Here is a 24,179-nt window from a genome sequence, read left to right as displayed (position 1 = left end):
AGGGATGCCTGCAAGAAATCGGACCACCGGTCGCTACAAGACAGCTTTCGCCGCGGCGCGCCCGGCGTTGCGGCCCGAGAACAGGCAGCCGCCGAGAAAAGTCCCTTCCAGCGCGCGGTAGCCGTGCATGCCGCCGCCGCCGAAGCCGGCCGCTTCGCCCGCGGCATAAAGCCCGAGCATGATCTTGCCGTCCTGGCCGAAGACGCGGGAATCGAGGTCGGTCTCGAAGCCGCCGAGCGTCTTGCGGGTCAGGATGTTGAGCTTGACCGCGATCAGGGGGCCGTGCGCGGGATCGAGAATCCGATGCGGGCTCGCGGTACGGATCAAGCGGTCGCCGATATAACGGCGCGCATTGTGGATGTTGATAATCTGGGTGTCCTTGGCATAGGCGTTGCCGATCTCGCGATCGCGCGCCTCGATCTGCGCCTTGATGGCATCGAACTCCAGAAGCTCGTTGCCGGCGAGTGCATTCATCGCGCTGACGAGATCGGCGAGGTCGTTGCGCACGATGAAGTCCGCGCCGTGTTTCTTGAACGCTTCGACCGGAGCGGGCGCGCCTTTGTTGGTGGCGCGGCGGGCGGTCATCAGCCAGCTTTTTCCCGTGAGATCGGGATTCTGCTCGGAGCCGGAGAGCGCGAATTCCTTCTTGATGATGCTCTGGGTCAGGATGAACCATGAATAGTCGTGGCCAGTCGACAGGATGTATTCCAACTGGCCGAGCGTGTCGGAGCCGGGAAACAGTGGCGAGGGCAGCCGCTTGCCGGTCGCGTCGAACCACATCGGCGACGGTCCGGGCAAGATGCGGATGCCGTGGCGCGGCCAGATCGGCGACCAGTTCCGGATGCCTTCGACATAGTGCCACATGCGATCGCGGTTGATCAGCCGCGCGCCGGCCGCCTCCGTAATCCCGATCATGCGGCCGTCGACATGTTCGGGCACGCCGGAGATCATGTGGGCGGGCGCCTTCCCCAAGCGTGCCGGCCAGTTCTGCCGCACCAGCTCGTGGTTGCCGCCGATGCCGCCGGAAGCGACGATGACTGCCTGCGCGCGCAGTGCAAATTCGCCGACCGCCTTGCGCGAACTGCTCCGCCCCCGCGCCACCGGATCGGCCTCGAGAACTGCGCCACTGACGCCGTCGACGGTGCCGCCGGTCATGGTAAGGGCGTCGACCCGGTGGCGGAATTTGAACGTGAGCAGCCCCGATTTTTCTGCCTCGTGGGCGCGCCGCTCGAACGGTTCGACGATGCCGGGGCCGGTGCCCCAGGTGACGTGGAATCGAGGTACCGAATTGCCGTGGCCCATGGCGTCGTAGCCGCCGCGCTCGGCCCAGCCGACCACCGGAAAAATACGGTGACCCATCGCCCGCAGCCAGCTCCGCTTCTCGCCGGCGGCGAAGGCGAGATAGCTTTCCGCCCAGCGCCGCGGCCACAGATCCTCGTCGCGGTCGAAGCCCGCGGTGCCTATCCAGTCCTGGTGGGCGAGATCATAATTGTCCTTGATTCCAAGCCGGCGCTGCTCGGGCGAATCGATCAGGAACAGCCCGCCAAACGACCAGAACGCCTGGCCGCCAAGGCTTTGTTCGCCTTCCTGGTCGAGCACCGTGACGCGCCGGCCGGCCGCCGCCAGCTCGGTCGCGGCGACAAGGCCGGCAAGGCCGGCGCCGACCACGATGACGTCAACATTTTCTGCCATCGCGTTTCCCCAATCCGCGGGATCATCGAAGTCCCGCTTTGGAATCAATGAAGCCCGCGCAAAACCGCACGGTCAACGGGAATCGGCCGTTGGCCGAGCGGCGCCCGCCGAAGGTCTTGTTCCAGTTCGGGATATGGCCGGGGAGGGTGCAGCGCTCCTGCAACACTCGATGTGAATTTAATTTGAACTAGGTCAGGCATCTGGACAAAATAGCCAACTGGCAACACGCTCACGACACGCATCACACACCACCGGGCCTCAAGTCCGGGCAGGTACGAACCTGGGGCCGGACGATGAAATTCATGCTGGGGTTGCTCGCTGCGGTTGTCTTGCTGGCGAGCATGGGGACTGGTCATGCGGTGGTGCGTATCGGCGAAGACCGCGGCGGGCGGATCGGCACCTACGTCGACAAGTACCAGGAGGTGCGCACCTCCGGCGAGATGGTGATCATCGACGGCCTCTGCGCCTCGGCCTGCACCATCGTTCTCGGCGCCATTCCCCACGACAAGATCTGCGTCACTTCGCACGCAGCGCTGGGCTTCCACGCCGCATGGGACATGGACGACGATGGGCATGCCATCACCAATCCCGAAGCCACCCACATGCTCTACGCGATGTACCCTTCGCCGGTGAAAAAGTGGATCAACCAGCGCGGCGGCCTGACCTCGCGGATGATCTATCTGCGCGGCAAGGAGCTGACGAGCATGTACCACTCGTGCTTCCTGGATGCCCGGGCCCAGGCGGCGCATTAATCGTCGTTTATTCCCCGTCTAAGATCAGCATGACGTGATTTTAGGCCCGGCTCCGGCGCTTGCCGGGGCCGCTGCCAGGCTTTATCTGAACGCCTATGGCGCAGCTTCTTTCCACGCCGCAGGCTTTGCAGCGGACCTCCGGGTCCGCCCGGCTGGCGCGCGTAGTGGTGTTAGGCGGCGTGGCGCTCGGCGTCCTGCTTGTGCTCGCCGCGGCCGTCCTGTGGCTGCACTACGGAAGTACGGTCTTCTTCGAGATGATCGCTTCCGGCTTCGCCGCTTGTTTCTAGCCAGGAATCCTGATCATGGACCGGACCGCCCGCCCGCTGGTCGTCATTGGAGCGTTTTCGGCAAGCCTCGTCGTAGGCCTCGTGCTGATGTTGTGGGTGATGGGCGGCCTGCGCCACGCCACGGCCCCGGCTGCCATCGGCGGCCCGTTCCAGCTCACCGACCAGGCCGGCCAGACCGTGACCGAGAAATCCATGCAGGGTCGCCCCTCGCTGATTTTCTTCGGCTTCACGCACTGCCCGGACGTCTGCCCCACGACACTGTTCGAGATTTCCGAAGTGCTGAAGGCGATGGGCAAGGACGCCGATCGCGTCAATGCCTATTACATCTCGGTCGACCCCGAACGGGACACCCAGGCCGCGATGAAGGAATATCTCTCGAGCTTCGATCCGCGCCTGCAAGGCCTCACCGGCAACGCGGCAGAGATCGCGAAGGTGCTTTCGGAATACCGCGTCTATGCCAAGAAGGTCCCGCTCAAGGACGGCGACTACACCATGGACCACACGGCGCTGGTCTACTTGATGGACCGCGACGGCAAGTTCGTCTCGCCGTTCAATATCAACCGAAAGCCCGAGGACGCAGCTTCAGACCTGAAGCGCTATCTCTGACCGGATATCGCCGCAGGCGCGCCCAAACGCTGTTCGCATTGTGAGCGGGATGGGTCTATAAGGCCTCCGATTTCCATCGAAAATCGGCGATTAATGCCTCTGAACCAGACCAGTCTTGTTGGACGAACGCCATATGGCGTCAGGCGGGCCGCCTCGGCCTGCCGGCTGGTCTTCGCCATGGCGCTCGCGCTTTCGGGCGGTGCCGCGCAGGCCCAAAACACCAAGCAGCCGGCATCGCCGCCCGGCCAAACCGCGCCAAATCCGGCCACCTCGAATCCCTCTTCGGCGAGGCCGGTTGCCGAGCCCGGCCCGCAAGCCGTGCCCGGCTTCTGGGACCCGCGGCGGCGGCCGGACCGGCCGGACTTGTCGCGCCTGACCGTGATCCGGTTTTTGACCGAGACCGACTACCCGCCGTTCAATTTTACCGGGCCCGACGGCAACCCCGCAGGCTTCAACGTCGATCTGGCGCGGATGATCTGTGACGAAATCAAGGTGACCTGTACCGTCCAGATGCGTCGCTTCGAGACGCTGCTCGATGCGATCTCCTCAAACCGGGGCGACGCGATCATCGCTTCGCTGGCGGTGACGCCGCAATTGCGCGCGCGGCTCGATTTCAGCGATCCTTACTATCGCGTGCCCGCGCGCTTCGTGTCGCGCAAGGATTCGGTGATGCGGGAGATCAAGCCTGAATTTCTGGAAGGTAGGAAGGTCGGCGTGATCGCGGGCACCTCGCACGAGGCCTATCTGAAGGCGATGTTCACCGACGCCGAGCTGCACGCTTATCCGAATGATGAAGCGTTGCGCATCGCGTTGCGGCGCGGCGAGGTCGATTTCGTCTTCGGCGATGCGATCTCGCTCGCGTTCTGGATCAACGGCACGGATTCGGGTGACTGCTGCGCGTTCTCGGGCGGACCTTTCGTCGAAAGCCGCTATTTCGGCGAAGGCATCGGCATCGCGGTGCGCAAGGGCAACGACCTGCTGCGTCAGGCGCTGAACTGGGCGCTGTTCCGGCTTTGGGAAAAGGGCCGCTATACCGACCTGTGGCTGCGCTATTTTTCCGTCAGTCCATTCTAGGTAGCGCAGCATCGTCCTTCGTCATTGCGAGGAGCCTTAAGCGACGAAGCAATCCAGCTTTTCGCCTTGGCTTTCTGGATTGCTTCGCTTTCGCTCGCAATGACGGCCGTGTTAGTTTGACCGTATGAAAGGAAATTGAGCCTAAATGTCCGTCATCGACCTCGCCGCCAACCCGAGCGATTTGCGTGCGCTCGCCGAACAATCCAACGCCTGGCCGTTCGAGCAGGCGAAAGCGATCGTGGCGCGGCTGAAGAAAAAGCCGAAAGACGAAGTTCTGTTCGAAACCGGCTACGGTCCCTCGGGCCTTCCGCATATCGGCACCTTCGGCGAGGTCGCGCGCACCACCATGGTGCGCCATGCCTTTCGCGTGCTGACCGAAGACAAGATCAAGACACGGCTGCTCGCCTTCTCCGACGACATGGACGGCCTGCGCAAGGTGCCGGACAACGTGCCGAACAAGGAGTTGCTCGAACAGTATCTCGGCAAGCCGCTGACCAAGGTGCCGGACCCGTTCGGAACGCATCCGAGTTTCGGCGCGCACAACAATGCGCGGCTGCGCGCGTTCCTCGACACCTTCGGCTTCGACTACGAATTTGCCAGCTCGACCGACTACTACACGTCGGGAAAGTTCGACGCGACGCTGCTGAAGATGCTGGAGCGGATCGAGAAGGTGATGGCGATCATGCTGCCGTCTTTGCGCGAGGAGCGCGCGGCGAGCTATTCGCCGTTTTTGCCGATCTGCCCGCGCACCGGCATGGTGCTTTACGTCCCGATCGCCAACCATGACACCAAGGCCGGCACGATTTCCTATGAGGATCCCGAGACGAAGGAGCGCGTCACGCTGCCGGTCACCGGCGGCCATTGCAAATTGCAGTGGAAGCCGGACTGGGCGATGCGCTGGGCCGCGCTTGGCGTCGACTATGAAATGGCCGGCAAGGACCTGATCGATTCGGTCAAGTTGTCCGGCAAGATTTGCGCGGCGCTCGACGGCACACCGCCGGAAGGCTTCAACTACGAGCTCTTCCTGGACGAGAAGGGTCAGAAGATTTCGAAGTCGAAGGGCAACGGGCTCACCATCGACGAATGGCTGCGTTATGCCTCGCCGGAATCGCTGTCACTGTTCATGTATCGCGAGCCGAAAGCGGCGAAGCGGCTGTACTTCGACGTCATCCCGCGCAACGTCGACGACTATCAGCAGTTCCTCGAGGGTTTTCCGCGGCAGGATGGACGGCAGCAGCTCGGCAATCCGGTCTGGCATATTCATTCCGGGCACCCGCCGAAGGCCGATATGCCCGTGACGTTCCAGCTCTTGCTGACGCTGGTGTCGTCATCGAATGCGGAGAATGCCGCGACGCTGTGGGGTTTCATCGGCCGCTATCGGCCGGGCGTCACGCCGGAAACCCATCCGAAACTCGACGCAATGGTCGGTTACGCCATCAACTACTATCGCGACTTCGTGGCGCCGACCAAACAATTCCGCGAGCCGACGGACGGCGAACGCGCGGCGTTGCAGGACCTGCGCGATGCGCTGGCGAACCTATCCGCGGAGTCGACAGCGGAAGATATCCAGAACGTCGTCTACGAGATCGGCCGCCGCGAGCCGTTCCTCGATCCGGTGAAGAAGGGCAAGGACGGCCGGCCCGGCGTTTCGCTCGACTGGTTCAACATGCTCTATCAGGTGCTGCTCGGTCAGGAAAAAGGTCCGCGCTTCGGCTCGTTCGTCGCGGTCTATGGCGTCGCCAATGCGGTCGCGATGATCGACGGCGCACTGGCGCGGTCGGCCTGAACCACATCTCGGTTGATCGAATCGACCGCCGCGTAATACCGGCCGCCGATTGTCCGATCTCAGAAGCGCCGCACCAGCGGAACCATCGCCAGAGACCCCAGGGTCGCTGCGCCAACCAGCACCATCAGGCCGGCATTGAACGAGCCGGTCTCTGCGATCAGGCCGCCCATCACCACCGGCGACAACGCTCCGATGATGTTGCCGATGCCGTTGAACATGCCGACGCCCGAGGCGACGGCGCGCGGAGGCAGGATCTGCAGCGACAGCGCGAACAATGGCGGCAGCGCCGAACCCCAGAAGAAGGCGCTCACCGCAATGAGGATTGCAGCCGTCTGCGCATCCGGCACGATCGAGACCAGGTACATCGTGGCGCCGGCCCCGAACAGGCCGATCAAGCAAACGATGGCGCGCCGGCCGATCCTGTCCGACAGCGCCGCGGCGATCACCTCACCGAGGAACATCAAGAAGAACGGCAGGAAGGAGAACAGGCTCGTCTGCCGCGGATCGAAGCCGCGCACCTTGATCAGGTAAGTCGGCAGCCAGCTGTTGAGGCCCCACAAGTAGACCAGTGCCGCCGAGTTGAAGATGACCAGCATCCAGAAGCGCCAGTCGCGGCAATAAAGACCGACCTGGGAGAGATACGACGGTTGCGCCACCGGCGCCGGTTGCGCAACGGCCCCCGGCGGGTTGTCGCGCAGGAAGAACAGAACCAGCGGCAGGATGATCACGATGTTGAGCAGCGCGAGGAACAGAAAGGCCGCGCGCCAGCCGTAGTGGGTCTCGAGAAAGATCATCAACGGGAAGCCCAGCGCCGAGCCGAGCGGACTTCCGATCATCCAGATCGAGTTGGCGCGCGCCTGCTCGCGCGGCGGAAACCAGCGCTTGATCAGCGAATTGGTGATCGAAAACTGCGGTCCCTCGGCAACCCCAAGCAGGATACGCATCGACAGCATCTGGGTGAACGATCCGGCGCCCGCCATCGCCGTCATGAAGATACCCCAGAACGCCGTGCCGATCGCGAGCGAACGACGGAGCCCGAACAGGTCGCCGACGAATGACAACAGCACGCCCGAACAGCCATAGGCGAACACGAAGGCGGTCATCAGGAGGCCGAGCAGGGTCGGGTTGAATCCGGTGCCGAGCGCGTCCTGGAATTCCTTGTTGGTGAACAGCACCGCGACGCTGATGCGATCGAAGAACGCCGACAGCACCGCGAGAAACAGAATGAGTGCGATGATCCAGCGCAGCGGTGACACCGTTGCCTCGGCCTTTGCGGAAGCGCCGGCTGCCGCAGCGGCGGCGCCGCTAATCCCTAGGTCCGTAGTCATGTGATCCCCCTTTTCGTTGTGACGGCCGCATCACTCCCGGCCCATGTTCGCACGATGACGAGGCGGCGCACAATTCTCGGGCGCCGCCTCGTTTTGAGCATCAGGAGGCAACCGGCGGCAGGTTGAGCGCGGCGTCGACAAGGCCGCCGGCTCGCGCGAAGTCGTAGGCGCGGTACATGTTGGTCTTCACGAGGTAGGATGCACCGCCATAGAACTTCTCGTATTGCTGATGGCGGTTGCCGAATTCGGTGCCGATGAAATCCCAGGCGAGCCGCATCAAACGGACGCGCTCGCGTGCGCCCATCTTGCCGGAGACGAAGTAGCGCTCGATGTCTTTGGCCGACTCCGGATTCTCGAAGTCGCGTACCGAGGACGGCAGCGTGATCATGCCGGCTCCGGTCAGCTCACGCACGATGTCGATCATGTGCGGGTTGATCTGGGACTGCAGCGCCATGACGGCATAGAGCGCCGGCTTTGACGGCCACAGGATGCCGTCGGCATCGATCGGCGCAACCGTCTCGTGCGAGAGCAGCATGTTCTCGACGATCGAGGCATAGGCAGCCAACTCGCCCATCTCGACCTGCACCGGCGGCGCGGCATCGTTGCCGGTCGCCTCGTTCATGCGCTTGGCAAGACCGAGCAGGAAGCGAAGCTTGGTGGCGTAGCGGGCCTGCGCCTGGTGGTTGCCGTAGGAGTGGGACGGCGTCTGCCACCACTGCTGGAAGCACAGTTCGGTGTTGCGGTAGATGAAGACGCGCTCCCAGGGCACCAGCACGTTGTCGAGCACCACGAAGCAGTCGGTCTCGTCGAAGCGGCTGGTCAGCGGATAATCCTCCGCGCTCGTTGCCTGCATGGCAAACGCACGCCGCGAGTACAGCTTGACGCCCGGCGCATTCAGCGGAATGGCGACGCTGATCGCATAATTCTCGTCGCCCGGCCTTAAGGGGTGAATGCAACTGACCTGGACATAGTCGGCATAGACCGCGCCGGTCGCGAGCTGCTGGCCGCCGCTGACGATGATTCCGGCGTCGGTTTCCTTGACGACGCCGGCGTAAAGCGTCGGATCGCTCTGCTGATGGCCGGGCTTGCTGCGGTCGATCTGCGGCGGAACGATCGCGTAGACGACGTATTTGTGGTTGTCGCGAATGTACTTGTAGAAATTGACGACGTTGTCGGCATAACCGGCGCCGCCGCGCGCGAAGAACTCGGGCTTGGCCGCATAGCCGGCGAAGAAGTTCGCCACATGGTCCGGCGTTCGGCCCATCAGCCCGAAGGTCTGCTCGGCCCATCCCTCGGCAGCGAGACGCTTGGCGCGCAGGTCGGCATGGCTGCGCGGAATCTGGAAGCAACGCCACACCGGACCGCCGGTGTCCGGCGACGTGTAGGTCATCCGCTCCCGGTTCTCGGGCGCGGCCGCATAGTCGAACAGTCTGGCAAAGGTCCGCGCGCCGCTGGCAAACGCGCGATGCTTGGTCGGGTCCTTCACCTTTTCGCCATCGACGAATACGGTTCGCTCGCCGGTGCGCAGGTCGTCGAGAAACGATGCGCCGGTGCGCAGCGGCGTCGCAGCGTTGACTTCCACTTCCTTGGATGCCGTCACGGTCATTTCGGTCTCCCTCCCTCTGGTGCGACAGCCGCTTGAGGCCAAAGGGCCTATCGTCCGGCCGTCGAAAATGCTACATTAGACAGCTACGAACTGTAGCTATATGCCGAACGTTGTCAACAGTGATGCGCGCGTGATATTTCAGCAGGACCTGCGCAAATCGCCGGCACTTCTCAGGACGCCATATGCCCAAATCCGACGCCTACAGGCCCCCCGTGACCATCTCCCGGAAAGAATTCCTGATTCAGGGGTCCGACGCTGAATTTCGTCGCAGCATCTACGCGATGGTGCAGAGCGTCGGGCGCCTGCTCGCCTGCCGGGACGCCTTCGGCAAGGAACTCAACCTGACGCCCAGCCAGTTCGTCGTGCTGATGGGGGTGGCGCACGCGCAAGGGTCTGGCGGGGTCACGATCCGCGAGCTGGCCGACCACGTCGCGCTGGCCTCGACCCATGTGACGACCGAGGTCCGGCGGCTGGAGGAGGCCGGTCTGCTGATCAAGCGGCCGAGCCCGGTCGACAAACGCAGCGTGCGGGTTTTTCTTCAGCCGCAAGGCGAGCAGGAGGTCGCGCGGGTCGCGCCGTTCATCCGTCTCATCAACGACGTGCTGTTCCAGGATATCGATCCGGACGCGCTGAAGACCGCGCAAGCTGTCGCTCGCCAGCTCATCCTGAATTCAGAGAGCGCGCTCGCCGAGATCCGGAAGCATCATCTCCAGCGCAAGGAGCAGCCGGCTGCCGCTGTCACCAGCCGTGGAGCCAAACGTCCATATCCGGCGGGGTCTCGATCGCCTCATCGGAGTGAAGGCGCTGATACCGGCCGCCGTGGAAAAGCAAAGGCGTCGTCGTCGACCGGCTGAACTCGAGGACCTTGCCCAGGATGATCTCGTGGTCGCCGCCTTCATAGGTGGCGTAGGTCTCGCATTCGAACGTCACAAGGCCCCCGCGCAGCAGCGGAACGCCGCTCTTGCCGCGCAGCGGCGCAAGCCCGGCCCACTTGTCGGCGCCGCCGCGGGCGAAGCGGTTGGAGAGATCTCTCTGGCTTTCAGCCAGTACCGTGACGCCGAAATGCGTTGCCTTGAGCCACAGCGGCAGGGTCTGTGCCGTCCGCGCCAGGCTGAACAGGACGAGTGGCGGTGCGAGCGAGACTGAATTGAACGAGCTCACCGTCGAACCGAGCAGGATACCGTCGACCTCGGCCGTGATCACGCAGACGCCGGTCGCAAACTGGCCGAGCGCGTCGCGGAACTCCCGATCTGTAAAGCTCATGGCGGCTCTCCTGCGAGGGGCCAGATTAGGCGGGATCGAAGTAGTGGATCTCCATAAGAAGACATCCGCCGTTTGAAAGGAAGGGGCCGTGATAGGCGCCCGGCGGACGGCAGGCGTAGGTGAACGGCTTGAATCCCTCGCCGCCTTTCCCGTTCGCGTCGTTGCCGACGGTCAGATCGCCCTGAACCAGGAAGACCTCCTCCCAATACTCGTGGACGAACGGCGTTGTGGTGTAGGTGCCGGGATCGAAACGCAGCAGTCGTGTCCGGCTGCCGCGCTTGTTCTTCTCGTCGAGCGCGCCCGAGAGAATCTTCTGCTGGATGCCACTGGGATAACCGGCCGGCACTTCCCAGCCGGCGCTCATGTCGAGGGTATGGAATTCGTCGTGCAGCTTGTTGATGGCCATTGAGGCTCTCCTTGTTGATTTCGCGTGTTTATTGTTTCCAGAGATCGGCAAATTGCGTGGCGACGACCTGCTCGTAGGCCGGGCGCCCTGTGAGGATGCCGACGTCGCGCGCAAAGCCGTTCATCCCTTCGACGAAGGCCGGCGAGATGCTGGCGTCGTAGTAAGGCAGGTCGCGGCGGATCAGATTGGCGATCAATGCGGCTTCTTCCGGCGGAAAGAGCTTTTCGCCGACCTTGGCCGCGAGTTCGGGTTGGGCCCGCAGCGCCGCCTGCGTGGCGACGATGGCGCGCACCGCATTCGCCGCCACGTCGGGATGGTCCTTGATGAGACGGTCGCTCGCCGCCACCGATGCCATCGTATAGTTGAAGCACGCCTTCGGGCCGTCGCCGCGCCGCACATCGAGCACAACCTTGCCGACGCCGCGGCGCACCGCGACTTCGGTGCCCATGCCGTTGGCCCAGAAACCATCGATCTTGCCCTCTTCAAGCGCCTTGGCGGCGGTGAGGCCGAAGTTCACGCTCGAGCCGGTCGCGCCGGGGACGGGCGCAATGGTCACGCCTTCTTTCGCGATGTCGATACCGGCTTCGCCAAGCAGGCGTCGCAAGCCCATCTCGACCCATGGCGCGGCGCCGATGCGGCGGCCCTTGACGATGCTGAGATCGCCGCGCCTCGGTTCGAGATCGGCGCGCATCACCAGAAACCAGTACATGCCCTGGGCCTGCGCGCAAAGCAGCTTGCAGCCATCCCACTCCGGAAATGCCGCTAAGGCCGAATGCGCCGAGCCGCCGACGAAGTCGACTTCGCCGTCGCGCAGCGCGCGATAGGACTTGTCGACCGGGAAGATCAGTTCGAGCGAGACGTCGAGACCGAACCGTTTGAACATTCCGAGTTCGACGGCGGCGGCGGCCGGAAAATACGAATTCGAGATCAGGTCTGGAACGGCGAGCTTCATGGGACTGTCCTGCGGCTTAAAGGCTGCTGAGAAGATTGCGTCGGAAATCTTCGATGTGGTCGCGCATCGCCCGTTCGGCGGCAAGCGGATCGTGCGCATGGATGGCATCGAGAATCGCGCGATGCTGGGTGTGGACACGCGTGTGATGGCCTTGCGTATTCAATGACAGAATCCAGAACCGCAGGGATTTGTCGTGCAGCCGTCCGAGGACGTCGGCAAGCACGGCGTTGCGTGAAGACTGCGCGATTGCGCCATGGAATTCGCGATCGAGCCGCATCAGCCGCTCGGCATTGCGGCGCGGCAGTTCCGCCTCCGCGCGGGCGAGGATGTCGTCCAGGATGCGGATATCCTCTTCGCCGGCGCGTTCCGCCGCGAGCCGGGCGCAGTGGCACTCGTTGAGCAGCCGCACGTCGATGGTCTGCAGCACGTCGTCGAGACTGACCGGCGTGACGATGATGCCCTTGCGCGGCATCACCTGCACCAACCCCTCCATCATCAGACGGTCGATCGCCTGATGCACCGGCGTCCGCCCGATCCCGAGCCGCTCGGAGAGCTCGGCTTCGTTGAGGTAATCGCCGGGACGAAACTCGCAGGCCGTGATCTGCTGCTTGATTTTCTCGTAGGCCGTCTCCAGCAGCGAGGAACTGCCCGGTTGTTCGGGGGCCAACCGCTTGCGCGTCGTGCTTTTCGCTATCATCCGCGCACCGGCAGCTTGTGTGCGGCGGAAGCTCCGGATGCGGTACGGACGCCCATCACAGCTCGGCCCTGAAGTAATACAGATATTATTGTGATATTTCACTGAAAACGACCTGTCAAGCACCGCCAACCTCTTTCCCTGGCGTTCCGGGGCCGACCGACCGACAGCCGGGGCGGAGCAAGTGGGGTGAGGTTGCGTCTCCATCCAAATTTGCAGGACAGGCTTTCTCCACCGGCGGAGGATCGCCCCCGGCTTCGCCAGGACGCGCCGACCGATTCGCGCTAGGTTTCGGACAACGACAAATCAGGAGAGACGCTCATGCAGTTCAGGGTTTCGCCGGAGACGGTTTCGGATGCGAATGCCGAGCAGTGGCAGGCGCGCGTCGATCTGGCTGCCGCGCATCGGCTCGCCTTCATGCACGGCTTCAACGAGGGCATTTTCAATCACTTGACCTACGTGGTTCCAGGCCAAAGCGACCGCTACTACCAGATCCCGTTCGGGACGCATTGGTCGGTGGTGACGGCCTCCTGCTTCATGGAAGTCGGAATCGACGACGGAGAGGTCAAGCGCGGCGAGGGCGACGTCGAGCGCTCCTGCTATTGCATCCATGCGCCGATCCACAAGGCGTTGCCGCAGGCCAAAGCCGTGTTCCACACCCACATGCCCTTTGCGAGCGCGCTGACGCGGCTGGAAGATCCGCGCATCAAGGAGATCGGGCAGACCGAAGTCGGCATGTCCGGCAAGATCGCCTATGACGACGAATATACCGGTCCTGCCTTCGATCCGGCCGAGGGCGAGAGGCTCGCGAAGGTGATCGGCGACAAGACCATCCTGTTCATGGCCAATCACGGCATCTCGACGGTCGGGGCGACCATCGCCGATGCCTATGACAAGCTTTACTACATCGAGCGCGCCGCCCAGGTGCAGATCTATGCGATGTGGACCGGGCAGCCGCTGAAGAAGTTGCCGGAGCCGGTGGTCACGAAGACCAAGGACGAAATGCGCGGCAATACCTACTACCGCGGGCTGAACCCGTCCGAGCGGCACTTCGCGGCACTCAAACGCATCCTTGACCGCAAGGAGCCCGACTACGCGACCTGAGTTATTTCCGTCATGGCCGGGCTTGACCCGGCCATCCACGTCTTTCTTGCTCCGATTGGTACAAAGACGTGGATGCCCGGCACAAGGCCGGGCATGACGAACTGATCGAGGGTGTCCGATTTCATTGGCGGTGTTCGGAGTCAAACTCTAACGACAACCGTCTTGCCAATTGCTGCTGTCCCTGCGAAATCGGGGCCCACGAGTGAGCCGCGCCCATCCGGCGCGGTCAGGGGATCAGACTTTCGTGCGCAAGATCTACAAGATCTGCCCGGCATCGGCCTGGCGCGAAGCGGAACGGCAGGGCGTGTTCCGCGGCAGCCCTGTCGATCTCAGCGACGGCTACATCCATTTCTCGACGGCGTCGCAGGTCGGGGAGACCGCGCGCAAGCATTTCGCCGGCCAGACCGGGCTGTTCCTGATTGCGGTCGATGCCGATGCGCTGGGCGATGCGCTGCGCTGGGAACGCTCGCGCAACGACGACCTGTTTCCGCATCTCTATGGCGAACTCGATCTTGGTGCGGTCACCGCCGTGCATTCCATGCTCGCGCGGTCCGACGGATTTCACGACATTCCGGAGCTCGAGCCGTGATCCGCGCCTTTGATGCCGTATCGCTGCCGCTGTTGCGCTGGCTCGATCCGGAGGATGCGCACCGGCTCGCCGTGCAGGGTCTAAAATTGTTGCCGCCGGCGCGGCCACGTGACGATGATCCAAAGCTCGCGGTACGGGCGTTTGGCCTGAACTTTCCGAACCCGATCGGCATGGCCGCGGGCTTCGACAAGCATGGCGAGGTGGCGGACGCGGTGCTTCGCCTCGGCTTCGGTTTCGTCGAGATCGGAACGGTGACGCCGAAGCCGCAAGCAGGCAACCCGCGGCCGCGTCTGTTCCGCCTGGAGCGCGATGAAGCCATCATCAACCGTTTTGGATTCAACAGCGAAGGCGCGGAGGTCGTTTTGCGACGGCTGGCGGCGCGCGCCCATCTCGGCGGCATCGTTGGCGTCAACATCGGCGCCAACAAGGATTCGGTCGATCGCAACGCCGACTATGTGAAGCTGATCGAAACCTTCGCGCCGGTCGCGGGCTACTTCACCGTCAATGTGTCGTCGCCGAATACGCCGGGTCTGCGCAACCTGCAACAGGCGAGCGCGCTCGACGAACTGCTGGCGCGGGTGATCGATGCGCGGGAGCGGGTGCGCAAGAACGCGGGCGATTCGCCGATTCTTTTGAAAATCGCGCCCGACCTCAGTCTTGCCGAACTCGACGACGTGGTCCACATCGCGCGCTCGCGCCGTGCCGACGGCATGATCGTGACCAACACGACGATCGGGCGGCCCTCGACCCTGCGCGAACGGAACCGCGCCAAGGAAGGCGGCGGATTGTCCGGCCGTCCGCTGTATCGGCTGTCGACGCGGATGGTCGCGGAGACCTATGTGCGGGCGGAAGGCGCATTTCCGCTGGTCGGCGCCGGCGGCATCGATTCCGGCGGCGGGGCGTTGACCAAGATCCGCGCGGGCGCGAGCCTGATCCAGCTCTATTCGGCGCTGGTCTACAAGGGACTTGGCCTCGTCGAGGAAATCAAGAAAGACCTGTCGTCGACCTTGCTGCGCACCGGACGCGATCAGCTTTCGGAGATCGTCGGCGCGGATGCGGCCACGATCACGGCCGAGGACTGGCCGGTTATCTAAATCTCGATTGTCAGTCCGTCGCTGGCCGTCTCAAAAGGCACGGCGCGCCCCAGCATGTCCTCGCTCATATGGGTCAGGATCAGCCGTTTCGGCTTGATGTCGGCAAGCCTTGCTTCAAGCGCCTTCAGGCTGAGGTGATTTTTGACGGGCCTGTCGAACGTATACGCCTCGGCGATCAGGAGATCGGCGTTATGGCCCAGCGGCACGAGCGTCTCGGTCCATTCGGTGTCGGCGGTGTAGGCGATGATGCGGCCCTCCGCCTCGATCCGATAAGCGAGAAACGGTCCACCGGACTCGCCGTGGACCACGGGAAACGGCGTGACGCTGACTTCGCCGAAGCGCGCCGTCGTTACAGGCAGCAGCGTGACGATGTCGAGATCAAAACGCTGCTTGGTCTTCGAGGAGTTTTCGAACGACGCTTCCATCACCTGGGCGAGTCGCGCCTCGATCCCTTCGGGTCCGGCGATCACAAGTGGCCGCGTGCGGCGTGAAAACTGCGCATCGAGCAGCAGAAACGGCAATCCGCCGAAATGATCGCCGTGGAAATGCGTGATCAGGATGAGATCGATATCGTCCCGCGCGATGTCCTGGCGTTTGAGCGCGGGCAGGGATGAGGCGCCGCAGTCGATCAAAAAATTGACGCCATCGCCCGTGACGTGAAAGCAGGTGTTGCATCTTCCGCCCGATCCGAACGCGTCGCCGCAGCCCACGAAACGCAATTGCATCGGTGGCTCCTTCAGGCGGGGGCGGGCACTGCGAGCGGCGCGAACGATGTGCGCAGATTGGCGGGATAGCGCAGTGCCTGCAACCCGCCGCGCGCCGCGTAGTGCACGAGGAGGGCGATCCACAGCCCGGTATTGCCCATGCCGCGCAACGCAAACCATGTGGCGAGGAAGCAAAGCAACGACAGGATCATCAGGTTGCGCATCTCCCGCGCCCAGGTCGCGCCGATGAAGATGCCGTCATACCCGAACGCAAAGACCGCAAGCAGCGGCGAGGCCACCACGAACCACAAATAGTCTTGTGCGGTCCGCTGCACGTCGGCGTTCGCCGTCATGGTATGGATCAGCCAGGGCCCGAACAGCGCAAAGACGATCGCAACCGCAACGGCAAAACCAAATCCCCACGACAGCACCAGCCGCACCGCGTCGGAAAAGTCGGTGCGGTTGCGGGCGCCATAGGCCTGGCCGCAGAGTTGCTGGGCCGCGTTGGCGAGGCCGTCGAGAAAGAATGCGCTGATCAGCAGGAAATTGTTCAGCACGGCATTGGCCGCCAGCGTCACGTCGCCGGCGCGCGCGCCTTGCGCGGTAAAGAACAGAAACGTCGTGATCAGCGCGGCGGTGCGGATCATGATGTCGCGATTGACCGACAGCATCCGCCACAGCTTGGCGCGGTCGAGCAGCACCGCGCGCGGCACATTGAGCGGCCGGTATGTGATGGTTCGCGCGACCACGACGCCGAGCACGAGCCCGACGGCTTCCGCCACCACCGCCGCGATCGCAGCACCCTCGATGCCGGCGTTCATTCCGGTGACGAGCGCAACCGTGCCGGCCATGTTGATGACGTTGACGACGATCTGGATTGCGAGCGCAAGCCCGGCGCGTGCTTGCCCGATCAGCCAGCCGAGCACGACGAAATTCGCCAGCACGATGGGCGCGGACCAGATACGGATCGAAAAATACGCCCGGGCGGTGCGGGTGACGCCTTCGCTGCCGCCCATAGCGTCGAGCAGCAGCATGCCGAGCGGCAGCTGAAGCACGATCAGGCCAAATCCGATCACGCCTGCGATGGCGAGCCCGCGCACCAAGAGCGCGCGGATTTCCTGTGTCTCGCCGGCGCCGAGCGCCTGGGCCGTGAACGCGACCGTGCTGGTGCGCAGAAAGGAAAACAGCCAGAACAGGCAATCGAACACGACCGACGTGATCGCGACGCCGCCGAGCAGCGTCGCATCGCCAAGCTGCCCGATCGCAATGGTCGAGACGACGCCGATCAATGGCGTCGTCAGGTTGGCAACCATCGCGGGACCCGCGATGGCGAAAACCCGCGCGCTCGTTATTTTTGAGTTCAAGGAAAAGTCGTCCGTCGAGTTATCGCCCGCGCGGGGTACCGAACAGCCGCATCAGGAACCAGACCGGAATCACGATCACGGCGCCGAGCAGGAAGTAGCGCCACAGCCAGTTGACCGCGTCGAAGCCAAGATCCCAGATGCGCCGGAACAACAGCTCGATGCTTCGCAAAATATTCCAGGGATCGAAGCCGACCGCGGCAAGCACGACGCCGACCAGGACCGAGAGCAGAATCAACCGAAATGCCACGGCCAACGGCGAGCCGCCCAGAAAGCGGGTCATGGCGTCGTTATTCGCCGGCAATTCTCTCGTATCGTTGTTCGGCATCGGCATCGTTGGTCTCCGCAAATAGTGCGGCTATTCTAAAGCATGACCGGCATGAGTGGGAACCGTTTTCCGCGGTCAGTTTGTTAATCCGAGCCTGTTTCCGCTGGCTCTGATGGTGCTGAGCTTTTTAGCAGCCGCTCCAGCGTCTCCAAGCGGTCGGCATCGCGCGGCGGTTTGTCCCAGCGCAGCCGGCTGATGCGCGGAAATCGCATCGCGACGCCGGATTTGTGCCGCGTCGAACGCTGTAGTCCTTCGAAGGCGACTTCCATCACCAGTCCCTGATCCGGCTCGTGCACCACCTCCCGCACCGGGCCGAACTTTTCGGTGGTGTTGCGGCGGACAAAACGGTCGATTTGCATCAGCTCCTCGTCGGTGAAGCCGAAATAGGCCTTGCCGACCGGGACAAGCTGCGCGTCGTCCTGCCCGCCGGTCCAGACCCCGAAGGTATAATCGGAATAATAGGACGAGCGCTTGCCGTGACCGCGTTGCGCATACATCAGAACGGCATCGATCACGTGCGGATCGCGTTTCCACTTCCACCATTGGCCCTTGGGGCGCCCGGGAAGATAAAGCGCATCGCGACGCTTCAGCATCACGCCTTCCACGGCTTCAGAATCTTCGCCCGCGCCCGCGGAAGCCGGATCGCGGCGCGCCGCGGCGAGCCGCTCCCAGCTGTCGAAGGCGATCGTGGGCGAAAGATCGATCCTCTTGTCATCGAGCTTCCTGACGAACGCTTGCAGCCGCTCGCGGCGTTCGGCGAAAGTCAGTTCGCGCAAGTCCATCTCGCCGTCGCCGAGCAGGTCGTAGGCACGCAAATGGATTGGATATTCCTTCATCAGCTTCGGCGAGACCAGTTTGCGGTTGAGGCGCTGTTGCAGCACGTTGAAGCTCTGCACGCGTCCCTCGCGCACCACCAGCAGTTCGCCATCGATCGCCCCCGGCAAATGCAGCGACGGCAGCAGATCCGGAAAACTCTTGGTGATGTCCTCGCCGCTACGCGAATAAAGCCGGGTGACGAGTTGGCCTTGCTCATCGCGGCCGCTGACGGCTTGCACGCGAATGCCGTCCCACTTCCATTCGGCGATGTAGTCGGCTGGATCGAGGTTCGCAAAATCCGCGTCTTCAATAGCGTGCGCCAGCATGACGGGACGAAACGGCGCCGGATCGCGGTTGACCGGCTTCTCACCGCGTCCTTCCAGCCAGGCGAACAGGTCGAGATAGGGCGGGGTCAGGCCGGGCCAGATCAGTTCGACGTCGTGGGCGTCCTTGTCGCCGAGCGCGGCCGCCGCGGTCTTGGCGAGCCGCGCGGAAATGCCGATGCGTAGTGCCCCCGTCACGAGCTTCAGCAGCGCCCAGCGGCCGGTTTCGTCGAGGTCGTCGAGCCATCGCGAAAGCTGCTTTGGAATTTCCGTTTTGCCGAGCGAGCGCAGCGTGGTGACGACTTCGGTCAGCGTGGGCGGCGGCGGATTGTTGTGCAGGCGTTCTAAGGATCTTTTCGGCCACATCAGCGCCACCGTCTCAGAGAGATCGCCGACATAATCATAAGACAGCGCAAACAAAGTGGGATCGGTGCGTTCAGCGATCAGGTCGCGGATCAGGCCCGGCTTGGCGTGCTTGAACGACAGCGCACCGGTCAGGGCGGCGAGCGCATAGCCGCGATCGGGGTCTTCGACGGTGCGAAAATAATTGATGATCAGCCGCAGCTTGTTGTTGCGGCCGGGCTCATAGGCGAGGCGATCGAGCAGTTCGGCAAAGCGGTTCATGCCTCGCCGCTTTCGTCTGACGCCTGCACGTCACCTTCGCCGCTGTCTTCGTCGCCATAACCGACGAGATCGAGGGGACGCGCGGAAAGGCCTTGAGTCTTGCACCAATGCACCAGCGCGTCTTCTTGGCCATGCGTGACCCAGATTTCGCCGGCGTTGGTGGCCTTGATCGTCGCCGTGAGGCCATCCCAGTCGGCGTGGTCGGAAATCACCAGCGGCAGTTCGACGCCGCCCTGGCGCGCGCGGGCGCGCACCCGCATCCAGCCGGAGGCAAAGGCGGTGACGGGATCAGGAAATCGCCGCGTCCAGACGTCTGACGTCGCCGATGGCGGCGCCAGCGTGATGGTGCCGGCAAGATCGGCTTTCTTCATCCCTTTGACCGGCCGCAACTCGCCAAGCGCGATGCCGCGGCTTTGATAATAGTGTGTGATCTTCTCCATTGCACCATGCAGATAGATCGGCGCGTCGTAGCAGGCCGCGCGCAGCAGCGCGATCACGCGCTGGGCCTTGCCGAGCGAATAGGCGCCGACCAGATGCGCGCGCTCCGGAAACAGATCGACTGACGCCAGCAGCTTTTTTACTTCATCCGCCGCGTCGCCGTGGCGAAAAACAGGCAGGCCGAATGTCGCCTCGGTGATGAAGACATCGCAGGGCACGACCTCGAACGGCGCACAGGTCGGATCGGGCGCATCCTTGTAATCGCCGGAGGCGACGATACGGGTGCTGTTGCACGTGACTGATACCTGCGCCGAACCCAGAACGTGGCCAGCGGGGTGGAGCTTGATGGTGACGTCGCCGAGCCTCAACTCTTCGCCGTATTTGATGGCTTGCGTGGAGCGAGCAAAATTCTCGCCGTAGCGCAGCCGCATCATGTCGAGCGTCTCTTGCGTGGCGAGCACCGCGCCGTGGCCGGCCCGGGCGTGATCGGAATGGCCATGGGTGATCACGGCGCGCTCGACCGGCCGTACCGGATCGATATGGAAGCCGCCGGGTTTGCAGGCGAGGCCGGCTGGTTGCGGCGTCAGGATGTCTTGCGGGCGCATCATCTTTATATAGGCTAGTGGAGTGGATTTGACATTCGCTACCCCGTAGCCCGGAATGCGCAAAGCGAATGTCAAATCCAAAACTCCACTAGAAACCTATATTTGCTAGTGGTCCTTTGATTCTAACATTTGCAAAAGTGCCTGCTACACCGGGGTGCAAATGTTAGAATCGGACCACTAGTGCGGAATTCATTCGAGTCCCCGCCTGTTCAACGGATATCGGCCCGAAATGCCTGCGCGCCTGTTTCTCACCTCCGGCGATCTGATTGCCGACCGCCGCTACGAATTTGCGCGCGATTTGCAGCTCAAGGGCGATCTGCCCGCGGCGGCGGACCTGCTGGAGCAGGCGATCGAACTCGCCCCCGGCTTTGTCTCCGCCTGGTTCACGCTCGGCGAAATCCGGCAAACCCTCGGCGAGCAGGATGCTGCGATTGCAGCCTTCAGGAAGGCCCGCGACGCAGATTGCAACGATCCGCACGGGGCCAGTTTGAAATTAATGCGGCTCGGCGCCGAAGAACTTGCGGCGATGCCGCCGGCCTATGTGCGCACGCTGTTCGATCAATATGCGCCGCGCTTCGATCGCGCGCTGATCGACGACCTCGGCTATCGCGGGCCGTCCGTGCTGTTCAAGGCGGTGCTGGCGGCGCGGCACGCCGTGAAGAAGCCCGCGTTCTTCAAGCGCGCGATCGATCTCGGCTGCGGCACCGGGCTCGCCGCATCCGCCTTCGCCAAGGAAGTCGATCATTTCTCCGGCATCGATCTGTCGCCGGGCATGATCGAGAAGGCCAAGGCGACCGGGCTCTATGCCGAGCTCGAGGTCAACGACATGCTGGAAGGTCTGCGAACGAGGGGGGACGCTTGCGCCGACCTCGTCCTCGCCGCGGACGCCATGGTCTACGTGGCCGATCTCGTTCCGGTGCTGATGGAAATTCACCGCGTGCTCGCCCCCGGCGGTCTCTTGGCGTTCACGCTGGAGCGCAATCCAGGCGACGGCGTCATGATTGGCGAGGGCCTGCGCTACGCGCACAGCGTCCATTATGTCCGCAATTCGCTCATGATTGCACACCTCGAGTTGTCGCAGATCGAGGCGCAATCGTTCCGCAACGAGAGCAATGTTCCTGTGCCCGGTCTCGTCGTCGTCGCGGCCAGATCGTGACATAAAATCGTGACGTCAGCTCAACCAGATCTCTTTACGCACGCGCTATTGCCGGAGCATTTTGCGCGCTGGTTTACCTCGCGCGGCTGGTTGCCACGCGAGCATCAATTGGCCTTGCTGGAAAAGGCACGCGAGGATCGCTCGGCCTTGCTGATCGCACCGACCGGGGCCGGCAAGACGCTGGCAGGTTTTTTGCCGACGCTGGTTGAGCTCTCTGCCGGCGGTACCTTCGCTTCGACCGGGCGCAGCGTGAAGCGCAGCCGCGGCCTGCACACGCTTTATATCTCGCCGCTGAAAGCGCTCGCGGTCGATATCGCGCGCAATCTGGAGACGCCGATCGCCGAGATGTCGCTCCCGATCAAGGTGGAGACCCGTACCGGCGACACGCCGGTGTCGCGCCGGCAGCGGCAGCGGCGGTATCCGCCGGACATCCTGCTGACGACGCCCGAACAGCTCGCACTGCTGTTGTCGTCCGACGATGCGCCGTTTCTGTTTTCCTCGCTTCGGCGCATCGTGCTCGACGAGTTGCATGCGCTCGTGACCTCCAAGCGCGGCGATCTGCTGTCGCTGGGTCTGGCGCGGCTATGGCAGCTCGCGCCGCAAATTCGCGCGATCGGGCTGTCGGCGACGGTCGCCGAGCCGGAGCAATTGTCGCGATTCCTGGTCCCGCAGCTTCACGGCAAGCCTCAATCGGCTGACATTGTCGTTGCCGGTGGGGCCGCCGCCCCCGAAGTCGAAATGCTGGATACGCGCGAGCGGCTGCCATGGGCCGGGCATACCGCGCGCCACGCGCTCGGCGAAATCTACGACCTGATCAAGCGCAACAAGACCACGCTCGTCTTCGTCAACACCCGAAGCCAGGCGGAGATGCTGTTTCAGGACCTGTGGCGGATGAACGACGATGGGCTCGCGATCGCGCTGCATCACGGCTCGCTCGATGTCGCGCAGCGCCGCAAGGTCGAGGACGCGATGTCGGCCGGAAAATTGCGCGGCGTGGTCTGTACGTCCTCGCTCGATCTTGGCGTCGACTGGGGCGACGTCGATCTCGTCATCAATGTCGGTGCGCCCAAGGGCGCCTCGCGGCTGATGCAGCGGATCGGCCGCGCCAACCATCGCCTCGACGTGGCCTCGCGCGCGGTGCTGGTGCCGGCGAACCGGTTCGAAGTGCTGGAGTGCCGGGTCGCGATCGATGCGGTCGCCGAGAATGCCCAGGATACGCCGCCGCTTCGCACCGGCGCGCTCGATGTGCTGGCGCAGCACGTGCTGGGCTGCGCGTGTGGCCAGCCTTTTTTGTCCGACCATCTCTATGACGAAGTCTGCACCGCCGCGCCCTATGCGGAGCTGAGTAGAACTGACTTCGACGACGTGGTCGACTTCGTCGCGACCGGCGGCTACGCGCTGAAAACCTACGAGCGCTTTGCGCGCATCAAGCAGGACAAGGATGGCCGCTGGCGCGTCGCCAATCCGAAAGTCCGTCAGAGCTATCGTCTCAACGTCGGCACCATCGTCGAGGAGGCGATGCTCAAGGTGCGGCTGGTGCGTTCGCGCGGCGGCGGCACTGGGTCGACCGGCGCGATTGCCCGCGGCGGCCGCATGCTCGGCGAAATCGAGGAATATTTCATCGAGGGGCTTTCGGTCGGCGACACCTTCGTATTCGCAGGCGAGGTCGTGCGCTACGAGGCGCTGGCCGAAGACCATGTCTATGTCTCGCGCGCCAATGACAGCGATCCGAAAGTGCCGTCTTACATGGGCGGCAAGTTCCCGCTTTCGACCTATCTTGCCGAACGCGTGCGAAAACTCCTGGCCGACCGGCGGGCGTGGAAAGGCTTGCCGGAACAGGTGCGTGACTGGCTGTCGCTGCAGACGCATTTTTCACGCGTGCCCGACACGCGTGAACTGGTGGTCGAGACGTTCCCGCGCGGCAACAAGCACTATCTGGTCTGCTATCCCTTCGAGGGGCGTCTGGCGCACCAAACGCTTGGCATGCTGCTGACACGGCGGCTCGAGCGCATGCGGGGCCGGCCGCTCGGTTTTGTCGCCAACGAATATGCGCTCGCGATCTGGGGGCTCGGCGATGCCTCGGCCATGATTCGGCAAGGTGGGCTCGATTTGAACGCGCTGTTCGATCCGGACATGCTGGGCGATGATCTCGAGGCGTGGTTGGCCGAATCCGCGTTGATGAAGCGCACCTTCCGTACCTGCGCACTGATCTCGGGCCTGATTGCACGGCGCTTCACCGACGAGGAAAAAACCCGCCGCCAGGTGCTGTTCTCGACCGACCTGATCTACGACGTGCTGCGAAAACATCAGGCCGACCACGTGCTGTTGCGTGCCGCGCGGGCCGATGCGGCAACCGGACTGCTCGATCTCCGCCGATTGAGTGATATGCTCATACGAATCAAGGGACGAATCATCCACAGGGAACTCGATCGCGTTTCGCCGCTGGCGGTGCCGGTGATGCTGGAAATCGGTCGCGAAGCAGTCTATGGCGAGGCGTCCGATGAGCTCCTGGCGGAAGCCGCCGAGGAGCTGGTCAAAGAGGCGACAGGATAGAGTGGCGGGACGAGCAGTGAACGCGGGCGGAGAATTTC

23 protein-coding genes are annotated in these 24,179 nt (G+C 63.4%); 11 read left to right on the top strand and 12 right to left on the bottom strand.

Annotated elements, in window-relative coordinates; all coding sequences use genetic code 11:
- Nucleotides 1-33 precede the first annotated feature (33 nt).
- Entirely contained in the window at nt 34-1,692 is a 1,659-nt protein-coding gene (locus BUA38_RS10590) for an FAD-binding dehydrogenase (RefSeq protein WP_072817878.1), read from the bottom strand.
- Between the two features lie 293 nt (nt 1,693-1,985).
- On the opposite strand from BUA38_RS10590, the gene BUA38_RS10585 reads away from it, so the two are divergent.
- From BUA38_RS10585 to BUA38_RS10565, 5 genes are all read left to right on the top strand, one after another.
- The gene (locus BUA38_RS10585; RefSeq protein WP_072817877.1) at nt 1,986-2,444 is read left to right on the top strand and encodes a hypothetical protein; all 459 of its coding nucleotides are present in this window, start codon (nt 1,986-1,988) and stop codon (nt 2,442-2,444) included.
- Nucleotides 2,445-2,539: 95 nt separating this feature from the next.
- Nucleotides 2,540-2,731: a hypothetical protein gene (locus BUA38_RS10580; RefSeq protein ID WP_072817876.1), complete on the top strand. Its 192-nt coding sequence runs from the start codon at nt 2,540-2,542 to the stop codon at nt 2,729-2,731.
- Nucleotides 2,732-2,746: 15 nt separating this feature from the next.
- A complete protein-coding gene (locus tag BUA38_RS10575) occupies nt 2,747-3,337 on the top strand; it encodes an SCO family protein (RefSeq protein ID WP_072817875.1) in 591 nt (196 codons plus the stop codon).
- Between the two features lie 93 nt (nt 3,338-3,430).
- The gene (locus BUA38_RS10570) at nt 3,431-4,411 is read left to right on the top strand and encodes a transporter substrate-binding domain-containing protein (RefSeq protein ID WP_072817874.1); all 981 of its coding nucleotides are present in this window, start codon (nt 3,431-3,433) and stop codon (nt 4,409-4,411) included.
- A gap of 145 nt (nt 4,412-4,556) precedes the next feature.
- A complete protein-coding gene (locus BUA38_RS10565; protein WP_072817873.1) occupies nt 4,557-6,197 on the top strand; it encodes a lysine--tRNA ligase in 1,641 nt (546 codons plus the stop codon).
- A 59-nt stretch (nt 6,198-6,256) separates the two neighbouring features.
- On the opposite strand, the gene BUA38_RS10560 is transcribed toward BUA38_RS10565, so the two are convergent.
- A complete protein-coding gene (locus tag BUA38_RS10560) occupies nt 6,257-7,525 on the bottom strand; it encodes an MFS transporter (protein ID WP_072817872.1) in 1,269 nt (422 codons plus the stop codon).
- Between the two features lie 100 nt (nt 7,526-7,625).
- Nucleotides 7,626-9,131 (bottom strand): 4-hydroxyphenylacetate 3-hydroxylase family protein, encoded by a 1,506-nt coding sequence (locus tag BUA38_RS10555; protein ID WP_083587538.1) that lies wholly within the window; start codon nt 9,129-9,131, stop codon nt 7,626-7,628.
- Nucleotides 9,132-9,313: 182 nt separating this feature from the next.
- Between BUA38_RS10555 and BUA38_RS10550 the strand changes: the two genes are divergently transcribed.
- On the top strand, nt 9,314-9,985 hold the full coding sequence (locus BUA38_RS10550; protein ID WP_072817871.1) for a MarR family winged helix-turn-helix transcriptional regulator: 672 nt from the start codon (nt 9,314-9,316) through the stop codon (nt 9,983-9,985).
- Here the strand turns inward: BUA38_RS10550 and BUA38_RS10545 are convergent.
- The 4 genes from BUA38_RS10545 to BUA38_RS10530 are packed head-to-tail and all read right to left on the bottom strand — an operon-like array spanning nt 9,870 to nt 12,449.
- Nucleotides 9,870-10,394 (bottom strand): flavin reductase family protein, encoded by a 525-nt coding sequence (locus BUA38_RS10545; protein WP_072817870.1) that lies wholly within the window; start codon nt 10,392-10,394, stop codon nt 9,870-9,872. The two genes, BUA38_RS10550 and BUA38_RS10545, sit on opposite strands and share 116 nt — an antisense overlap.
- 25 nt (nt 10,395-10,419) lie before the next feature.
- Nucleotides 10,420-10,800, bottom strand: a complete 381-nt coding sequence (locus BUA38_RS10540; RefSeq protein ID WP_072817869.1) for a cupin domain-containing protein — start codon at nt 10,798-10,800, stop codon at nt 10,420-10,422.
- A 28-nt stretch (nt 10,801-10,828) separates the two neighbouring features.
- On the bottom strand, nt 10,829-11,752 hold the full coding sequence (locus tag BUA38_RS10535) for an ABC transporter substrate-binding protein (protein ID WP_072817868.1): 924 nt from the start codon (nt 11,750-11,752) through the stop codon (nt 10,829-10,831).
- A 16-nt stretch (nt 11,753-11,768) separates the two neighbouring features.
- A complete protein-coding gene (locus tag BUA38_RS10530; RefSeq protein ID WP_072817867.1) occupies nt 11,769-12,449 on the bottom strand; it encodes a GntR family transcriptional regulator in 681 nt (226 codons plus the stop codon).
- Nucleotides 12,450-12,767: 318 nt separating this feature from the next.
- Here BUA38_RS10530 and BUA38_RS10525 point away from each other — a divergent pair, with 318 nt between their 5' ends.
- The 3 genes from BUA38_RS10525 to BUA38_RS10515 all read left to right on the top strand — a co-directional run bounded on the left by BUA38_RS10525 (nt 12,768) and on the right by BUA38_RS10515 (nt 15,233).
- Nucleotides 12,768-13,550, top strand: a complete 783-nt coding sequence (locus BUA38_RS10525; protein WP_072817866.1) for a class II aldolase/adducin family protein — start codon at nt 12,768-12,770, stop codon at nt 13,548-13,550.
- Between the two features lie 244 nt (nt 13,551-13,794).
- Nucleotides 13,795-14,139, top strand: a complete 345-nt coding sequence (locus BUA38_RS10520) for a DUF952 domain-containing protein (protein WP_072826013.1) — start codon at nt 13,795-13,797, stop codon at nt 14,137-14,139.
- Nucleotides 14,136-15,233: a quinone-dependent dihydroorotate dehydrogenase gene (locus tag BUA38_RS10515; RefSeq protein WP_072817865.1), complete on the top strand. Its 1,098-nt coding sequence runs from the start codon at nt 14,136-14,138 to the stop codon at nt 15,231-15,233. The genes BUA38_RS10520 and BUA38_RS10515 overlap by 4 nt, the downstream gene beginning before the upstream one ends.
- Here BUA38_RS10515 and BUA38_RS10510 read toward each other — a convergent pair.
- From BUA38_RS10510 to BUA38_RS10490, 5 genes are all read right to left on the bottom strand, one after another.
- On the bottom strand, nt 15,230-15,958 hold the full coding sequence (locus BUA38_RS10510) for an MBL fold metallo-hydrolase (protein ID WP_072817864.1): 729 nt from the start codon (nt 15,956-15,958) through the stop codon (nt 15,230-15,232). The two genes, BUA38_RS10515 and BUA38_RS10510, sit on opposite strands and share 4 nt — an antisense overlap.
- 11 nt (nt 15,959-15,969) lie before the next feature.
- On the bottom strand, nt 15,970-17,250 hold the full coding sequence (locus BUA38_RS10505) for an MATE family efflux transporter (protein WP_072817863.1): 1,281 nt from the start codon (nt 17,248-17,250) through the stop codon (nt 15,970-15,972).
- Nucleotides 17,251-17,320: 70 nt separating this feature from the next.
- Nucleotides 17,321-17,626: a DUF6460 domain-containing protein gene (locus BUA38_RS10500; protein WP_072826012.1), complete on the bottom strand. Its 306-nt coding sequence runs from the start codon at nt 17,624-17,626 to the stop codon at nt 17,321-17,323.
- 83 nt (nt 17,627-17,709) lie between these two features.
- On the bottom strand, nt 17,710-19,389 hold the full coding sequence (locus BUA38_RS10495; RefSeq protein WP_072817862.1) for a cisplatin damage response ATP-dependent DNA ligase: 1,680 nt from the start codon (nt 19,387-19,389) through the stop codon (nt 17,710-17,712).
- Nucleotides 19,386-20,432, bottom strand: a complete 1,047-nt coding sequence (locus tag BUA38_RS10490; protein ID WP_072826011.1) for a ligase-associated DNA damage response exonuclease — start codon at nt 20,430-20,432, stop codon at nt 19,386-19,388. Before BUA38_RS10490 ends, BUA38_RS10495 begins: the two co-directional genes overlap by 4 nt.
- A 229-nt stretch (nt 20,433-20,661) precedes the next feature.
- On the opposite strand from BUA38_RS10490, the gene BUA38_RS10485 reads away from it, so the two are divergent.
- Together BUA38_RS10485 and BUA38_RS10480 are read left to right on the top strand one after the other, a co-directional pair.
- A complete protein-coding gene (locus tag BUA38_RS10485) occupies nt 20,662-21,588 on the top strand; it encodes a class I SAM-dependent DNA methyltransferase (RefSeq protein ID WP_072817861.1) in 927 nt (308 codons plus the stop codon).
- 9 nt (nt 21,589-21,597) lie between these two features.
- The gene (locus BUA38_RS10480; protein ID WP_244553234.1) at nt 21,598-24,141 is read left to right on the top strand and encodes a ligase-associated DNA damage response DEXH box helicase; all 2,544 of its coding nucleotides are present in this window, start codon (nt 21,598-21,600) and stop codon (nt 24,139-24,141) included.
- The last annotated feature ends 38 nt before the right edge of the window (nt 24,142-24,179 follow it).

Source organism: Bradyrhizobium erythrophlei (assembly GCF_900142985.1).
GTDB lineage: Bacteria > Pseudomonadota > Alphaproteobacteria > Rhizobiales > Xanthobacteraceae > Bradyrhizobium > Bradyrhizobium erythrophlei_B.
This window is presented reverse-complemented; position numbering and strand designations above follow the sequence as displayed.

Coding starts and splice junctions, on each gene's coding strand:
- BUA38_RS10590 (WP_072817878.1), bottom strand. CDS start 1,692: ATGGCAGAAAATGTTGACGTCATCGTGGTCGGCGCCGGCCTTGCCGGC.
- BUA38_RS10585 (WP_072817877.1), top strand. CDS start 1,986: ATGAAATTCATGCTGGGGTTGCTCGCTGCGGTTGTCTTGCTGGCGAGC.
- BUA38_RS10580 (WP_072817876.1), top strand. CDS start 2,540: ATGGCGCAGCTTCTTTCCACGCCGCAGGCTTTGCAGCGGACCTCCGGG.
- BUA38_RS10575 (WP_072817875.1), top strand. CDS start 2,747: ATGGACCGGACCGCCCGCCCGCTGGTCGTCATTGGAGCGTTTTCGGCA.
- BUA38_RS10570 (WP_072817874.1), top strand. CDS start 3,431: ATGCCTCTGAACCAGACCAGTCTTGTTGGACGAACGCCATATGGCGTC.
- BUA38_RS10565 (WP_072817873.1), top strand. CDS start 4,557: ATGTCCGTCATCGACCTCGCCGCCAACCCGAGCGATTTGCGTGCGCTC.
- BUA38_RS10560 (WP_072817872.1), bottom strand. CDS start 7,525: ATGACTACGGACCTAGGGATTAGCGGCGCCGCCGCTGCGGCAGCCGGC.
- BUA38_RS10555 (WP_083587538.1), bottom strand. CDS start 9,131: ATGACCGTGACGGCATCCAAGGAAGTGGAAGTCAACGCTGCGACGCCG.
- BUA38_RS10550 (WP_072817871.1), top strand. CDS start 9,314: ATGCCCAAATCCGACGCCTACAGGCCCCCCGTGACCATCTCCCGGAAA.
- BUA38_RS10545 (WP_072817870.1), bottom strand. CDS start 10,394: ATGAGCTTTACAGATCGGGAGTTCCGCGACGCGCTCGGCCAGTTTGCG.
- BUA38_RS10540 (WP_072817869.1), bottom strand. CDS start 10,800: ATGGCCATCAACAAGCTGCACGACGAATTCCATACCCTCGACATGAGC.
- BUA38_RS10535 (WP_072817868.1), bottom strand. CDS start 11,752: ATGAAGCTCGCCGTTCCAGACCTGATCTCGAATTCGTATTTTCCGGCC.
- BUA38_RS10530 (WP_072817867.1), bottom strand. CDS start 12,449: ATGATAGCGAAAAGCACGACGCGCAAGCGGTTGGCCCCCGAACAACCG.
- BUA38_RS10525 (WP_072817866.1), top strand. CDS start 12,768: ATGCAGTTCAGGGTTTCGCCGGAGACGGTTTCGGATGCGAATGCCGAG.
- BUA38_RS10510 (WP_072817864.1), bottom strand. CDS start 15,958: ATGCAATTGCGTTTCGTGGGCTGCGGCGACGCGTTCGGATCGGGCGGA.
- BUA38_RS10505 (WP_072817863.1), bottom strand. CDS start 17,250: ATGGTTGCCAACCTGACGACGCCATTGATCGGCGTCGTCTCGACCATT.
- BUA38_RS10500 (WP_072826012.1), bottom strand. CDS start 17,626: ATGCCGAACAACGATACGAGAGAATTGCCGGCGAATAACGACGCCATG.
- BUA38_RS10495 (WP_072817862.1), bottom strand. CDS start 19,389: ATGAACCGCTTTGCCGAACTGCTCGATCGCCTCGCCTATGAGCCCGGC.
- BUA38_RS10490 (WP_072826011.1), bottom strand. CDS start 20,432: ATGCGCCCGCAAGACATCCTGACGCCGCAACCAGCCGGCCTCGCCTGC.
- BUA38_RS10485 (WP_072817861.1), top strand. CDS start 20,662: ATGCCTGCGCGCCTGTTTCTCACCTCCGGCGATCTGATTGCCGACCGC.